Source organism: Agrobacterium sp. MCAB5 (assembly GCF_052114365.1).
GTDB classification, from domain to species: Bacteria; Pseudomonadota; Alphaproteobacteria; order Rhizobiales; family Rhizobiaceae; genus Agrobacterium; species Agrobacterium tumefaciens.
Genome location: NZ_JBFREP010000005.1, coordinates 285905 through 301146, shown reverse-complemented (window position 1 = coordinate 301146; position 15242 = coordinate 285905). Strand labels below are relative to the sequence as shown.

At 59.2% G+C, this 15242-nt stretch carries 10 protein-coding genes and 1 other annotated feature; of the genes, 4 read left to right on the top strand and 6 right to left on the bottom strand.

The window, feature by feature from the left end:
* Window positions 1-121 precede the first annotated feature (121 nt).
* The 5 genes from AB4Z23_RS14660 to AB4Z23_RS14640 form a co-directional block, all read right to left on the bottom strand.
* Window positions 122-1477, bottom strand: coding sequence for an esterase-like activity of phytase family protein (locus tag AB4Z23_RS14660; protein WP_112959025.1), 1356 nt, complete (start codon window positions 1475-1477; stop codon window positions 122-124).
* A gap of 148 nt (window positions 1478-1625) precedes the next feature.
* Window positions 1626-2654: an adenylate/guanylate cyclase domain-containing protein gene (locus AB4Z23_RS14655; protein WP_003512469.1), complete on the bottom strand. Its 1029-nt coding sequence runs from the start codon at window positions 2652-2654 to the stop codon at window positions 1626-1628.
* A 185-nt stretch (window positions 2655-2839) separates the two neighbouring features.
* Window positions 2840-3454, bottom strand: a complete 615-nt coding sequence (locus tag AB4Z23_RS14650; protein ID WP_162724299.1) for a hypothetical protein — start codon at window positions 3452-3454, stop codon at window positions 2840-2842.
* A 137-nt stretch (window positions 3455-3591) separates the two neighbouring features.
* Complete coding sequence (gene rnd / locus AB4Z23_RS14645; protein ID WP_003512471.1) at window positions 3592-4752, bottom strand: ribonuclease D; 1161 nt, start codon at window positions 4750-4752, stop codon at window positions 3592-3594.
* Between the two features lie 82 nt (window positions 4753-4834).
* Window positions 4835-6106, bottom strand: a complete 1272-nt coding sequence (locus AB4Z23_RS14640; RefSeq protein WP_003512472.1) for an MFS transporter — start codon at window positions 6104-6106, stop codon at window positions 4835-4837.
* A gap of 180 nt (window positions 6107-6286) precedes the next feature.
* Here AB4Z23_RS14640 and aspS point away from each other — a divergent pair, with 180 nt between their 5' ends.
* The 3 genes from aspS to AB4Z23_RS14625 all read left to right on the top strand — a co-directional run bounded on the left by aspS (window position 6287) and on the right by AB4Z23_RS14625 (window position 11473).
* Window positions 6287-8074: an aspartate--tRNA ligase gene (gene aspS, locus AB4Z23_RS14635; RefSeq protein WP_003512477.1), complete on the top strand. Its 1788-nt coding sequence runs from the start codon at window positions 6287-6289 to the stop codon at window positions 8072-8074.
* 256 nt (window positions 8075-8330) lie between these two features.
* The gene (gene creD / locus AB4Z23_RS14630; protein WP_003512481.1) at window positions 8331-9785 is read left to right on the top strand and encodes a cell envelope integrity protein CreD; all 1455 of its coding nucleotides are present in this window, start codon (window positions 8331-8333) and stop codon (window positions 9783-9785) included.
* A 76-nt stretch (window positions 9786-9861) separates the two neighbouring features.
* Window positions 9862-9917 (top strand) — a sequence feature (sul1 is cis-regulatory element that is thought to sense ions involved in sulfur or methionine metabolism; They are found in Alphaproteobacteria).
* Between the two features lie 74 nt (window positions 9918-9991).
* Window positions 9992-11473, top strand: coding sequence for a SulP family inorganic anion transporter (locus AB4Z23_RS14625; RefSeq protein WP_065688204.1), 1482 nt, complete (start codon window positions 9992-9994; stop codon window positions 11471-11473).
* Window positions 11474-11516: 43 nt separating this feature from the next.
* Here the strand turns inward: AB4Z23_RS14625 and AB4Z23_RS14620 are convergent, their stop codons facing one another.
* Entirely contained in the window at window positions 11517-12707 is a 1191-nt protein-coding gene (locus AB4Z23_RS14620) for a hypothetical protein (protein ID WP_112496651.1), read from the bottom strand.
* A gap of 230 nt (window positions 12708-12937) precedes the next feature.
* On the opposite strand from AB4Z23_RS14620, the gene parC reads away from it, so the two are divergent.
* Window positions 12938-15190 carry a DNA topoisomerase IV subunit A gene (gene parC / locus AB4Z23_RS14615; protein WP_013635880.1) on the top strand — a complete coding sequence of 751 codons (2253 nt, stop codon included), beginning with the start codon at window positions 12938-12940 and terminating at the stop codon, window positions 15188-15190.
* Window positions 15191-15242: the final 52 nt, after the last annotated feature.

Below are 15242 nucleotides of genomic sequence, written 5' to 3'. Positions count from 1 at the left end.
GGTTGGGTCGGTACAGTAACGGAGCGCCTCGCTTCCTTTTTCAGGCCGCAGGAACGCTCCGTTCAGTTGAGATTGCGCCGATGCGCTGACGGTGCCGGAACGAATTCCGGCACCCTTTTCCTTACTTCGCGTCGAGAAGGTCCTTGACTTCCAGCAGGACGAACTCGTTGTCGTCAGCCTTGTCCAGCGCACGACCGGCCGAGAAGGGCAGGTTGTTGTCGTTGCCGACGATGATATGGGTGGCGTCGACACGGTCGACATTCTCGATGGTGACGAACGGCATGTCGTAGAAACCGTTGCCGCCGCCCTGACGCTTCCTGTTATCAGGATCGGAGATCTTCAGCAGGTCGATATAGCCGATCTTGCGTGCTGCCTTGCCGGCATTGGCGTCGTTGAATTCGATCTTGTAGATGCGCTTGACCTTGGAAGGTACGGCAAAGCAGTTTACATCCGGCTTCTTCGGGTCGGCGCAGGCCTTGTCGGCGGTGCCGGCGCCATTGTCACGCTCGATGACCAGCGCGGTGCTCTCGTCCAGCATGTTGAAATCGCCGATGGCTTCGCCACCTTGCGCCAGCGGGTAGAGCCAGGTGCGGCCTGTCCATTCCTTCTTGGCGGTATCGAGCTCGATGATGCGAAGGGCGGTTGAGCCGTCTTCGGTCTTTTCGACCTGACCTTCGGCGGTGTAGAGCGGGCCTTCGAGAAGGCCGTAAAGCTTCGAGCCGTCCTTGGAGAGCGCCATGCCTTCATAACCACCTGATCGTTTCAGGTTGAAAGCGGGCAATTTCTGCGTGGGGTTGCCGGGCAGTGCCAGGGTCGGATGATCCGGGGACTTCACCTCGATATCGCCGGCCTTGGTGGCGATGACGTCGGTCAGCTTGCCGTCGCGGGTGAATTTCAGGATGTAGGGACCGAACTCTTCGCCCACCCAGAAGCCGTCGGCAACGGGCTGAATGGATTCGACGTCGAAGTCGGCGCCCGTCAGGTAACGTTTGGTCGAACCTTCCATGACGATGGGGAAGGGAGCTTTCTTGTCCGGGTCGGAAAGGAACACGGTCTCCAGCGCGTTGACCTTGCCGGCATCCCAGTCGAATTTGATGTGGTGGAGCATCAGCATGGCGTCGCTGGAGTTGAGTTTCGAGCCGAAACCATTATCGGAAAGGCTCCAGAAGCTGCCGTCCGCCATGGCCTTGATTCCGGAAAAGCCCTGCATGGCCTGGCCGTTGAACGGCATGGAGAGGCCGGTCGGGCGAACGCCATCCTTGCCGGGCACGGTGCCGAGACCCTCGGCGCGCTTGCGGTCGGCTGTCGTGAACTTGGCGGATGTCTTGAGATATTCCGGCGCATCGGCAGGTGCTGCGATGATGGTGTTGGCCGGCAGAATGGCGTGCGAGACCAGCTTTGCCGGAAACTCCTGCTCTGCATGGGATGCGGTTGCGAGCGCAAGAACGGCGAAAGGTGCGAAAAGAATATGCTTCATGGTGGAGACCCCTCAATGCCTGTTGAAGACAGGACTGAGGCGATAGGGGTGCCACATGACAGGCAGGTGATTGCAGTTTGAAGCTTTGATGAATTTTGATGACGGGCGGCCTCGGAAACGAAGCTACCCGTTTGTTTTCAGGGGTTTTTCAGGCGGCTGGGGCCTGATATTGGCTGAGCGTACACACGCCGAGCGTCTGGCCGCGTCCCTTGACAGCATGTTCGCCGAGATATTCGCTGCGTACACCTTTGGGTAGCACCAGCTGATGGGCGAGATCGGCCGAAATCAGCACGGGATGGCCGAGCATCTTGCTCAGTGATTCGAGCCGCGAAGTGGTGTTCACCGTGTCGCCAAAATAGGTGATCTTGTGGTGATCGACGCCGATTTCGGCTGTTATGACCGGCCCGCCATGAATCGCAAAGCGAAGGCGCGGCACTTCACCGAAACGGGCGAGCCACATGTCGCGCTTGTCCTCGATGGTCGCCTGGATATCGAAAACACAGCGCACGCAGGCTGCCCGCCTTATCGCCATGTGATAGGGCCAGGTGATGATGGCCGCGTCGCCGATGTAGTCGTCAATGACGCCGCCATGTCTTCTGACGGGGGCTGCGTAGCTCGCGAAGATTTCGCCCAGAAACTCCTGCGCCTTCAGGTCGCCATGGGTTTCGGCAAACGAAGTGGAGCCGACGAGGTCGATGAAGATGAAGACGCGGTCTTCGCTGACTGGACGGCGATAGCGCCCAAGTATGAGATCGATGAAGATGTCACGGCCCAGCAGTTCGCGCACGCGCATGATGAAAACGATGATGCCGCAGACGATAAGGGTGAAGATCAGTGTCTGCACCTCGGCATGCACCGCCCGTTTCCAGGTGCCGGGAAATATGCCGCTAACCCACAGAATGGTACCGCCAAGCCCGAAGCCACAGAAGACGAGGACGGCGTAGATGATGAGGCCGACGGCAATATAGGCCGGTGTCGGCAATGCGCTAACCTGCCGCGACAGACCGGGCAGCACGTAACCACGCTCGAAGGCGAGGATGGGCGCACAGGCGAACAGCGCATAGGTGGCGCCAATGAGCGCGCCGCCGCCGTATTCCAGAAACGCGTAGGCCACGCCGCTGCCGGCCACGGCAACGAAGAGCACCACGTAATCCAGAATGGGCAGCAATTTTCTCATGTCGGTTCTTGATCTCGGGGAAGGGAAGCGTCGTGCCCCCGTCAGGCGAAGCTTCTGTTCAGGTCATATGCGACATTAATGTGGAAAATGCGCTGCAAAAAGTGACCATTCGGTAAGGTCACATGAAGGATTGGAAAGGCTGTTGCCCCGTTGCCGCAAAAGGGCTGTGAACCCGGCTCTACTACTTAATAGGATGTTCTGTAATAGACCGTTTCAAGCGGGGATTGCGGACGGTCGTCCGGCGAGCGGTTCGACCATGTGACGGGGAAGGCGGCAAAACGCAGCCGGTTGCCGTCTATCCATGCCCGGTCGAACAGGGTTTCTCCCTTGCTGGCAAAGGTGATGGCCGCGCAGGTCCGACCATCGACATCGAAGGGAATATTCTCTTTCCAGCCAGTGAACCCGCAGCCGATACCCTTCGGGTCACCATTATAATGCTCGACAACCGCGGGGTCGTTGGGTGTCATGGCGATTGAGGTGACGGTATGGGCAAAGAGCATGCTGTCGTTGTCCTTCAGGCCACCATCCAGCGTGCCTTCGTAACGCACCTGCACCGTGGGCTGCTGGCAGCTGCTGCGGGCGTAAATCTGTGAGACAGCATGCATGCGGCCACCGCGTATGGTGATGCGAGTGACGATGCCGTGACGATCGTTCTTGCCGATCTTAAGGCAATCGGTCGTCCATTCGCCCTGAAGATCGACCTTGCCGTCATCGGCGCGCGCTGACGTGGATGAAAGAGTAGGGAAAATGCCTGCGGCCGCGATAGATGCGGCCAACAGCAGAGCACGGGCAGGTTTCATGGAAATACCCTCAAAGCGAGACCATCTGCAAAGAGATGGACCGCGATGCGGGCAAAATTTGGGTTGGCGCAGGTCCAGTAAAAGCAGAGGCGCTTTTGCGTCCGGACAATGCGCAAAACTGCGCGAGGCGCGGGCGATCAGGCCTCGCTCACCGCCACATCAACCGCCTCGACCTTCTTGCCGGCGAAACGCAATGCCACTTCGCCATTGATGAGCTTCAGCGCCACATCGCCAAACAGTTCGCGCCGCCAACCGGTCAGCGCTGCCACGGTGGCAGCCTCGCCCTCGGAAGCGATCTTGTCCAGATCTTCGCTGTTGGCGATGACCTTTGCTGCGACGCCGTGCTTGTCTGCCGTCAGCTTCAGGAGAACTTTCAACAGCTCCACGGCAGCGCCGGAGCCTTCCGGTGCGTGGCTGTGACGTGGCGCCTTCGGCATTTCCTCTTTCGGAAGTGCCAGCGCCGCGTTCACGGTCTCGATGATGGCCGTGCCGGAGGAAGAGCGCTCCCAGCCCTTCGGGATGGTGCGAAGCCGCGACAGCGCCTCGGTGTCCTTCGGCTGCTGTTGGGCAATTTCGAAGATCGCATCGTCCTTCAGCACGCGTGAGCGCGGCACGTTGCGCGACCGCGCCTCACGTTCACGCCATGCGGCGACAAATTTGAGGATGGCGAGTTCCGTCGGCTTGCGCAGGCGCGATTTCAACCGCAGCCAGGCATCGTCGGGATGCATGTCATAGGTTTCGCGCGATTCCAGAATGTCCATCTCTTCGGTCAGCCAAAGCGAGCGGCCTTCACGCTCCAGCTGCGCCTTGAGCGCCAGATAGACATCGCGCAGATGGGTGACGTCGGCCAGCGCATAATCCAGCTGCTTTTCCGTCAGCGGGCGGCGGCTCCAGTCCGTGAAACGTGAGGATTTGTCGATCTGCACATTCTTGATCCTCTGGACCAGCTGGTCGTAAGAGATCGAATCGCCGAAACCGCACACCATGGCCGCGACCTGCGTATCGAAGATCGGGTGCGGAATAAGCCCGCCAAGATGATAGATGATTTCGATATCCTGACGCGCCGCATGGAAAACCTTCACGACATCGGGATTGGCCATGAGTTCGAACAGCGGCGTTAGGTCGAGACCCTTGGCGAGCGGGTCGACCAGTACCTCAAGGGTAGGGCTCGCCATCTGCACGAGACAAAGCTCGGGCCAGAAGGTCGTCTCACGCAGAAACTCGGTGTCGATGGTAATGAATTCCGATTTCGCCAGTTCCGTGCAGGCTTCGGCGAGGGCGGCAGTCGTTTCAATCATTGCAAATGGCCACTCGTGAAAATTATCCGTCTTACTTTCCCTTTGCCGGGCGCATGTCAATACAAAGCCCGCTTTTGAAGGCTCAAGGATCGTTTTTCTCAGGTGGTTTTGGCGTCGGCCCGTCGTTTTTGGGTGGTGCAGGGGCGGCCAGCTTCTGAAAATAGGCCGAGGTGCGCAAAAGCGGGCGGAACCGCCAGTTCCGCTCCTCAACGGGTACACCCTCGCGCACCCTAAGCCGGTATATGGTGTAGGCGATGAAAACGATCTGGATCGCGGCCGTGTAGCTGAACAGCGCTTTGGGACCGAACTGATCGATCAGGACGGAGGCGAGCAGCGGCCCGACGGTTGCACCCACCGACCAGAAGAACAGCAGCCCGGCAGACACCATCGCATGTTCGCCTTCTTTGGCATGGTCATTTCCATGGGCGGAACTGAGTGAATAGAGCGGCAGGGCAAAGGCGCCGAACACGAAGACGCCGATGATGTTGCTCCATTCGTCCGAGCCGGCGAACAGGGCGAGAAAGAGACCGACAATCACGGAGCACGCCGTGGTGGCGAGAATGATGATGCGGCGGTCGTAACGGTCGGAATAGACGCCGAGCGGATATTGCAAGACCACGCCGCCGATGATGCCCGCACTCATGAAGGTGGCGATGGCGGTGACGGAAAGGCCGATCTGTTCGGCATAGATTGGCCCGATGTTGCGAAACGCCGCCATGCTGAGGCCGACAGCCACGCAGCCGACGACGGCAAGCGGTGAGATGCGCCACACCGCGAAAAGATTGAACGGGATCTGTTTCGGCGGCGCGGGGTTGGATTTGTCGGCAATCGAGATCGGCACCAGCGACAGCGTGAGCGCCATGGCGATCAGCGAAAACACCACGGGCCCGTCAATGCCGGCGACGGGAATGATATATTGGGCGAGCGTCACGGAACCGAGATCAACGAAACGATAGATGGACAGCGTGCGCGCACGGTTGGAATTCGTCACCTGCGCATTGATCCAGCTTTCGATCGCGGCGAAAAGACAGGCGACCGCAATACCGATGACGAAGCGCATCAACATCCAGAACAAGGGATGAAGAACAAGCGGCATGGCGATCGAGGCGGCCGATGCGACCGCCGCCATGGTGGCGAAGGTGCGGATATGGCCAATCTTGCGCAGAAGACGCGTCACCGAAATGCAGCCGAGCGCGAATCCGATGCTGTAGGCGGCGCTGATGAGGCCGATGGTGCTGGCCGAAAACCCTTCGGACAGGCCCCGCAGCGCGATATAGGTTCCCTGCAGACCGTTGCCGCCAATCAGAATGCCGGCGGTGACGAGAAGCGGGATAAGAGGTCTGATCTGGCTCATTGCGGGCCGACTCGGTTTGGCGGGCTGAATAAGCACTATCTAAAGCGAAGGTGCGCGAAAGGACAGGCTGAACGCGACATTGTTGTGCTTTGCCTTGACAAATCGGGCTGGTCATGCGCTTTTCCGGCAAATTTCGACAGTGCCGCCCATCTGGCCCACGACACGCTCCAGGATATTAAAATGCATCGTTACCGCAGCCACACCTGTGCCGCTCTCCGCAAGTCCGACGTCGGCGAAACCGTTCGCCTTTCCGGTTGGGTTCATCGCGTGCGAGATCATGGCGGCGTTCTCTTTATCGACCTTCGCGACCACTACGGCATTACCCAGGTCGTGGCCGACCCCGATAGCCCGGCCTTCAAGGTTGCCGAGACGGTGCGCGGTGAATGGGTGATCCGCATTGACGGTCTCGTCAAGGCGCGGTCCGAAGACACCATCAACAAGGGCATGGCCACTGGCGAGATCGAGCTTTATGCGCAGGAGATCGAGGTTCTGGGTGTTGCCAAGGAACTGCCGCTGCCCGTCTTCGGTGAGCCTGAATATCCCGAAGATGTTCGCCTGAAGTATCGCTTCCTCGACCTGCGCCGCGAAACCCTGCACAAGAACATCGTCAAGCGCACGCAGATCATCTCCTCCATGCGCAAGGGTATGGGCGATCTGGGCTTTGCCGAATATACGACGCCGATCCTCACCGCATCCTCGCCGGAAGGCGCGCGCGACTTCCTCGTTCCCTCGCGCATCCACGAAGGCCAGTTCTTCGCGCTGCCGCAGGCCCCTCAGCAGTACAAGCAGCTTCTGATGGTGGCCGGTTTCGACCGCTACTTCCAGATCGCTCCATGCTTCCGCGATGAAGACCCGCGTGCAGACCGTCTGCCGGGCGAATTCTACCAGCTCGACGTCGAAATGAGCTTCGTGACCCAGGAAGACGTCTGGACCACGATGGAGCCCATGATGACGGCCGTTTTCGAACAGTTTGCCGAAGGCAAGCCGGTGACGAAAGAATGGCCGCGCATTCCCTATGACGAATCGATCCGTAAATACGGCTCCGACAAGCCGGACCTGCGCAACCCGATTGTCATGGAAGCCGTGACCGAACATTTTGATGGCTCGGGCTTCAAGGTTTTCGCCAACATGATCGCCTCCAACCCCAAGGTGCAGGTCTGGGCTATCCCGGCCAAGACCGGTGGGTCGCGTGCATTCTGTGATCGCATGAACGCCTGGGCGCAGAGCCAGGGCCAGCCGGGCCTCGGCTACATCTTCTGGAAGGAAGAAGAAGGCAAGGTTGCCGGCTCCGGTCCGCTTGCCAAGAACATCGGCGAGGAACGCACCGAGGCGCTGCGCCAGCAGCTTGGCCTTGAGGCGGGCGACGCCTGCTTCTTCGTCGCGGGCGATCCCGCCAAGTTCTACAAGTTTGCCGGCGAGGCGCGCACCCGTGCCGCCGACGAGCTGAACCTGATTGACCGCGACCGTTTCGAAATGTGCTGGATCGTCGATTTCCCCTTCTTCGAATACAACGACGAAGAAAAGAAGATCGATTTCGCCCACAACCCATTCTCCATGCCGCAGGGTGGCATGGAAGCGCTGGAAGGACAGGATCCGCTCTCCATCAAGGCTTTCCAGTATGACGCGGTCTGCAACGGCTTCGAAATCGCCTCCGGCTCTATCCGTAACCAGTCGCCCGAGCTGATGGTCAAGGCTTTCGAAAAGGTCGGCCTGTCGCAGAGCGACGTGGAAGAGCGCTTCGGCGGTCTCTACCGCGCCTTCCAGTACGGTGCGCCTCCGCATGGCGGTTGCGCCTTCGGTATCGACCGCGTGGTCATGCTTCTGGTTGGTGCGAAGAACCTGCGCGAAATCACGCTGTTCCCGATGAACCAGCAGGCACAGGACCTGCTGATGAACGCGCCGTCCCCGGCAACGCCGACCCAGCTTCGCGAGCTGGCGCTGCGCGTGGTTCCGTCCAAGAAGGACTGATCTCAACCGCCACGGGTTTTGAACAAAAGGGCTGGCGGCGACGCCGGCCCTTTCTGTTTCTGCAACGAACGTGTGAAAGTCACAATTTTACCGCGAGTTTAACGGAATTCCGAACGTAATCAGCCGGAATCCGATCCCAGTATAGTTTTGCGCTCATTTTGGGGACGCAAAGACTATCGGGGATTTTAAACTTGGGATAGCGCCGGCCGAACTTCGCTTGAGGTTGCGGCGCGATCATATTTATAAGGATTTCAGAATGGCACATGAATCGGAAAAAGACCTCGCCCCGGCCGGTGGGCAGATGCCGCCAGCCCCGCCTCGCAACGGCTTCGCCGTCAGCCTGCGCTCACCGGGCGCCAAGTTTCTTATGATCGGTTTCATATCGATGGTTCTGCTCGTACCGCTGCTTCTCGTCTGGGCGCTGACGGAAGAGCGCGCCTCTCGGGCCGAGGATGTTTCGGGCCGTATCGCCAGCGGCTGGGGTGGCGATCAGGTGGTGAACGGCCCTTATCTCGCCGTGCCTTTCGACGTGGAAAGACGCCGCGAGGTGAACGGCCAGAGCATCGTCGATCGCACGACCGAATGGGCGCTGGTCATGCCGGAAACGCTTGATGTCACGGCCGATCTGAAGACCGAGGAGAAGCGGCTGTCGATCTACAGCCTGCCGGTCTATAATGGCGACCTTGTCCTCAAAGGCCGGTTCGGTGCCGGCATCCTTCAGGATCTCGCCCGCTTCTCCGGCACGCCCCGCCTCGACAGCGCCATTCTCGTTCTCAGTATACAGGATATGACCGGCATTCGCTCGAGCGCCGGTGTCAGGATCGATGGCGGTTCCGTATTGCCGTTCGATCCCGGCATGCGTGATATCTCTGTCATAGCGCCCCGCACGGGTGCGCAGGACATGTCCATCAGGTCCGATGCCGGCGTGCACAGATCGATCGAAAGAGGCCTTGTCGAGAAAGGCTTCGATTTCGATATAGCCTTCTCCCTGAATGGTTCCGGCAGCTTTGCCGTCGCGCCCGCCGGCCAGACCACCAGTTTGGCGGCCAAGGCCAACTGGCCGCATCCCGGCTTTGAAGGCCTGTTCCTGCCGGAGGAAAAGACCGTCACAGCCTCGGATTTCACGGCCAACTGGACAATCCCCTATCTCGCAAGGGGCATAGACCGCGTGGTCGAGAGTTCGCGCCTGCCGCTGACCGACAGTCTGATGAGGATCAACCTCGTCGAGCCCGTGAAATTCTACCAGATCATCGCCCGGACACTCAAATATTCGATAGGCTTCATCTCTCTGGTGTTCCTGGCCGTCTTCATCGTCGAACTGAGGGGCGGCAGCAGCGTGCACTGGATCCAGTACGTGCTGACGGGGCTGGCGCTGATCGTTTTCTACGTGTTGCTGCTCGCACTTGCGGAACATACGGGCTTCACCATCGCCTATGCTGCGGCGTCGCTTCTGACAGCGCTCCTGATCTCCTCCTATCTCGGAAGCGCAACCGATAGCCGTCAGAACGGGATAGCCCTGTTTACGGTTCTGGCGGTGGCTTATGGGGTCATGTATCTGGTTCTGAATGAGGATGAATATGCGCTGCTGGCCGGCGCGTTGATATCTTTCATCGCCATTGCTGCCACCATGTTCGCAACCCGCAGGGTCGACTGGTCGGGAACCGGCCCAACCCAGCACAACACCAATATTGGTCGCAGCGAAGCCTCGTAAGGCGCATCGCCAGCATCGAAAAGCGGGCATGCAACTTGCTGCCCGCTTTTTTGCCGTCTATAGGTGGACCACTCACCACGGACCCGGTGAAATTCCGGGTGGCTCTTCTGGCCGCCGATCCGCCAGACAACGCAAAGCACCGACATTCTTTTTCAATCTACCGGACACGTTTCCGGCCGGTGCGTCATACTTTGCGAAAAAATCAAATGAACAGATTTCAGACTTACAGACGTGAGTGGTTTTCCAATATTCGCGGCGATGTGCTTTCCGGCATTGTCGTCGCACTCGCGCTCATTCCCGAAGCAATCGGTTTTTCCGTCATCGCCGGCGTCGATCCGAAGGTGGGGTTGTTTGCTTCTTTCGCCATTGCCTGCGTCTGCGCCTTCACCGGTGGCCGTCCGGGCATGATTTCCGCGGCAACCGCCGCCACAGCCGTCCTGATGGTGACGCTGGTGAAGGAACACGGCCTGCAATATCTCTTTGCGGCGACCATCCTCATGGGTGTGCTGCAGATCGCTGCGGGCTTTGCAAGGCTCGGGCGGGTGATGCGCTTCGTCTCTCGCTCAGTCATGACCGGCTTCGTCAATGCGCTGGCGATCCTGATCTTCATGGCGCAATTGCCCGAGCTGATAGGCGTGCCTGTCGCAACCTACGTCATGATCGCGGCTGGTCTTGCGATCATCTATCTCTTCCCGCTGGTCACGAAAATCATCCCGTCGCCGCTGGTCGCCATCGTCGTTTTGACCTGCGTAGCGGTGTTTTTCGGCATGGATATCCGCACCGTCGGCAATCTCGGCGAGTTGCCCTCGACGCTGCCGGTCTTCGCCCTGCCACAGGTGCCGCTGACTTTCGAAACGCTGCAGATCATCTTTCCGTATTCCGCAGCGCTGGCTGCCGTCGGTCTCCTGGAATCCCTGCTGACGGCACAGATCGTTGACGACATGACAGATACCGGCAGCAACAAGAGCCGGGAATGCATCGGGCAGGGGACAGGCAACATAGCCTCCGCGCTGATCGGCGGGATGGGCGGCTGCGCCATGATCGGCCAGTCGGTCATCAACGTCAGATCCGGCGGCAGGGGCAGGCTCTCCACTTTTGTGGCGGGCGCCTTCCTGCTGTTCCTCATTCTGGTGCTGGATGATCTTGTCCGCATCATTCCAATGGCCGCTCTTGTGGCTGTCATGATCATGGTTTCGATCGGCACCTTCTCGTGGCGTTCGATTCTCGATCTCAGCCGCAATCCACCGTCTTCCAGCATCGTCATGCTGGTAACGGTCGGGACCGTGCTGGCGACCCATGATCTCGCAAAAGGCGTGCTCGCAGGTGTGCTTCTCTCCGGCGTGTTTTTCGCTGGGAAGGTTTCAAAACTCTTCCACGTTCGTCCAGAGCTTGTCGCGGATGGTCGGCACCGCATCTACCGCGTCGATGGGCAGATTTTCTTCGCCTCGACGGAAAGCTTCATTGCCGCCTTCGATTTTGCCGAAGACGTGGAAACGGTCACCATCGACGTCACACAGGCGCATCTGTGGGACATTTCGGCTGTCGGTGCGCTGGACAAGGTCGTGCTGAAATTCCGCAAGACCGGCAAGACGGTCGAGGTGATCGGCGTCAACGAAGCGAGCGCCCATATGATCGACCGTTTCGCCCTGCACGACAAGCAGGATGGAGCGACAGCCTCAATCCACTGACCGGAAGTAAAAAGCCCCGGCGTAACCGGGGCTTTTTGTTGTGCTATTCGTTTGCCGTCACCGTCACGCCGAGCATTGTCGGCAGGGTGTTCGGCGCGCCCATGGCGGCGCCCATGATCATCGGGAAGGGAACCGGCTTTTCCGGTTCGGCCGAGATAGAGAAGCTCTTCGGATTGTCGATGTAGGCGTTGATCGCAGCCGACACCATGTTCTGCAATTCCGGAACGTTGAGCGAAGCCATCATGATGGGCGCCATGCCCTTGATGGTCTGGGAAAGCTGATCGCTGGTCATACCCTGCTGGCTTGCAGCGTAGTCGATGGCGCGCTTGGTGATGCTGGCATCTTCGAAGCTGATTTCGGCATTAACGAAGGAAAGCTGCTGCATCAGGCCGAGCATGGCAAGGCCCGCTGCCTGTTCGGCCTGTTCCTTGTTCGGATTTGCAGCCTGCGCCTTCACCGTCTCCTGCATCGATTTGATGAAGGCGAGTGTGTAACCGGAGAAACCGAACGACATGTTGAGACGGCCGACCTTGTCGAGGTCGATGGCATATTCCTCGACGTCTACGGTGCCGGAGGCAACTTCCCAGCTTCCGCTCATGGTCATGTTGCCGGAAAGGGCCTGCAGATTGAGCTTTTCAATTGCGTCTTTCGTGGCCGGATCGTTGACTTCGCTGAGATCGGCTTTGAAGCCGGATGCGTCGAGATCGAAGCCGATCGAGGCCTTGTCGTCGCTGACAGACATCGTTGCGCTGCTTTCCTCGAGCGAGAAAGCCTGCTTGCCGTCGATGGAGACGGAAATCGGACCGCTATGCGCCTCGTCGTAGAACATCAGCGCATCAATCGTGCCCGTCGTCGCATCGGCAGGGATGGTGATACCCGACATGTAGATGTCGTTGGCCTTGATCTCCACGTTTTCCTGCTTGTAATCGACATTGTCGAAACGCGCGTTCTTGATCTTGTAGCCGCCGTTGTTTTCCTCGACGCCTTCAAGGGTGACGTTGCCGACCGGAATTTTTTTGGCCGGATCGGCAGCCGCATTGAAGGTCACGCCGTTCAGCGTCACCGTGTCGCCGTTGACGGCGACGGATCCGGCGGCGATTTCACCGCCCTGTGCGGCGTAGGCGGCGTTGATCTTTTTCAGAACGTCGTTGCCATCCAGTGCGAATGCCGGTGCGGAAAGCGCGAGAAGCGCGGCACTTGCGAAAAGAATCTGCCGGGTGGATTTCAGTCTCATAGTGTTTCTTCCCTCAATGTGCGGATGTGCACCGTGTTCTAAATGTGAATGGTGACATTTATATTCGCGATTATTCAAAGGTCTACAGGATTTAGATCGATTCGTATGACGGCGGCATTGCGGCATTCGCAACGCAGTTAATAAAAATCCTCACAAAAGGCGTCGTTTCGTCCACAGCCGAGACCCCCGAATTCCTTGCCGGGAATCGGCATTTCCGCTAGTCAAGCACCATGGGAAAAAATCTTGTACCTCCGTCAGGCGGAGACGATAACATTCATCCGGTCGATTTGAAGGCGGCGCTTGAAGAGCGCTACCTCGCTTACGCCTTGTCCACGATCATGCATCGTGCGCTGCCGGATGTGCGCGATGGACTGAAGCCGGTTCACCGCCGCATCATCCACGCCATGAGCGAAATGGGCATCCGCCCCAACTCGGCTTTCAAGAAATGCGCCCGTATCGTTGGTGACGTTATCGGTAAGTTCCATCCGCATGGCGACCAGTCGGTCTACGATGCGCTGGTCCGTCTCGCGCAGGATTTCTCGCAGCGTTATCCGATCGTGGACGGGCAGGGCAATTTCGGCAATATCGATGGCGACGGCGCCGCCGCCTATCGTTATACCGAAGCACGCATGACCGATGTGGCAGCGCTGCTGCTCGAAGGCATCGGCGAGGACGCGGTTGACTTCCGCGCTACTTATAATGAGGAAGATGAGGAGCCGGTCGTCCTCCCGGGCGCGTTCCCCAATCTGCTTGCCAACGGTGCCTCCGGCATTGCCGTCGGCATGGCGACGTCCATCCCGCCGCACAACGCCCATGAACTGTGCGACGCAGCTCTGCATCTCATCAAGCATCCGGATGCGACGGTTGAAAAGCTGGTGGAATTCATTCCCGGCCCCGACCTGCCGACCGGCGGGGTGATCATCGAAAGCCGCGAGAACATTCTCGAAGCCTATAAGACCGGGCGCGGTGGTTTCCGCGTGCGCGCCAAATGGGAAACGGAAGACCTCGGACGTGGCGGCTATCAGATCGTCATCACCGAAATCCCGTTCCAGGTGCAGAAATCGCGGCTGATCGAAAAGATCGCCGAGCTGCTGCTCGCCCGCAAACTACCGCTGCTTGAGGATGTCCGCGACGAATCGGCCGAAGACGTGCGTATCGTGCTGGTTCCGAAAAACCGCACTGTCGACGCGACGCTGCTGATGGAATCGCTGTTCCGTCTGTCCGACCTTGAAAGCCGCCTGCCGCTCAACATGAACGTACTGTCGCTTGGCAGGGTGCCGAAGGTCATGGCGCTGAACGAGGTGCTGAGCGAATGGCTGGCACACCGCAAGGACGTGCTGGTCCGCCGTTCCCGCCATCGTCTTGCGGCCATCGATCGCAGGCTCGAGATTCTGGGCGGCCTGCTGGTCGCCTATCTCAATCTCGATGAGGTGATCCGTATCATCCGCGAGGAGGACGAGCCGAAACAGGTGATGATGGCCAAGTGGTCACTCACCGATAATCAGGCCGAAGCCATCCTCAACATGCGTCTGCGCAATCTGCGCAAGCTCGAGGAATTCGAAATCCGCAAGGAGTTCGACGAACTCAGCAGCGAGAAGGCTGAAATCGAGGGTCTGCTCGCCTCCGATGAAAAGCAATGGCAGACCGTCGCCTGGGAAATCGGCGAGGTCAAAAAGAAATATGCCAAGGCAACGGAGATCGGCCGTCGCCGCACGCAGTTTGCGGATGCGCCGGATGCCGACATCGAGGCCATCCAGCAGGCGATGATCGAGAAGGAACCGGTCACCATCGTCATCTCGCAGAAGGGGTGGATCAGGGCGCTCAAGGGGCATATGTCCGATACGTCGGCTCTGACCTTCAAGGAGGGCGATGGCCCGAAGCTCGCGTTCCCGGCGCAGACGACCGACAAGTTGCTGCTGCTGACCACCGGTGGCAAGGCCTACACGCTCGGCGCCGACAAGCTGCCCGGCGGGCGTGGTCACGGCGAGCCGATCCGCATCATGGTCGATATGGAGAACGATCAGGACATCCTGACGGCCTTCGTTCACGATCCGTCGCGCAAGCTTCTGCTCGTCTCGACTGGCGGCAACGGCTTCATCGTGGCCGAAAGCGAAATGGTCGCAAATACCCGCAAGGGCAAGCAGATCATGAATGTCGCCATGCCTGACGAAGCCAAGCTCGCCGTACCTGTTACGGGCGACCATGTCGCCGTCGTTGGCGAAAACCGCAAGCTGCTTGCCTTCCCGCTGTCGCAGGTGCCGGAAATGTCACGCGGTAAGGGCGTGCGCCTGCAACGCTACAAGGACGGCGGCGTCGTTGATGTGAAATGTTTCGCGCTCGCAGACGGCTTGAGCTGGTCCGACACGGCCGGGCGCCTCTTCACCAAGGTCGGTGAGGAATTGCGCGAATGGCTGGCAGACCGCGCCACCGTTGGCCGCACCGTACCGAAGGGCTTTCCGCGTAGCGGGAAATTTGGCGGGTAAATCCGTCCTCTCTCGATATAAACAGAAGAAGCGCCGCATATCGAAAGACGTG

Excerpts from the sequence above, each read along its gene's own strand:
- AB4Z23_RS14620 (WP_112496651.1), bottom strand. The coding sequence starts at position 12,707 with ATGAGACTGAAATCCACCCGGCAGATTCTTTTCGCAAGTGCCGCGCTT.
- AB4Z23_RS14625 (WP_065688204.1), top strand. The coding sequence starts at position 9,992 with ATGAACAGATTTCAGACTTACAGACGTGAGTGGTTTTCCAATATTCGC.
- AB4Z23_RS14650 (WP_162724299.1), bottom strand. The coding sequence starts at position 3,454 with ATGAAACCTGCCCGTGCTCTGCTGTTGGCCGCATCTATCGCGGCCGCA.
- AB4Z23_RS14655 (WP_003512469.1), bottom strand. The coding sequence starts at position 2,654 with ATGAGAAAATTGCTGCCCATTCTGGATTACGTGGTGCTCTTCGTTGCC.
- AB4Z23_RS14640 (WP_003512472.1), bottom strand. The coding sequence starts at position 6,106 with ATGAGCCAGATCAGACCTCTTATCCCGCTTCTCGTCACCGCCGGCATT.
- AB4Z23_RS14660 (WP_112959025.1), bottom strand. The coding sequence starts at position 1,477 with ATGAAGCATATTCTTTTCGCACCTTTCGCCGTTCTTGCGCTCGCAACC.
- creD (WP_003512481.1), top strand. The coding sequence starts at position 8,331 with ATGGCACATGAATCGGAAAAAGACCTCGCCCCGGCCGGTGGGCAGATG.
- aspS (WP_003512477.1), top strand. The coding sequence starts at position 6,287 with ATGCATCGTTACCGCAGCCACACCTGTGCCGCTCTCCGCAAGTCCGAC.
- parC (WP_013635880.1), top strand. The coding sequence starts at position 12,938 with ATGGGAAAAAATCTTGTACCTCCGTCAGGCGGAGACGATAACATTCAT.
- rnd (WP_003512471.1), bottom strand. The coding sequence starts at position 4,752 with ATGATTGAAACGACTGCCGCCCTCGCCGAAGCCTGCACGGAACTGGCG.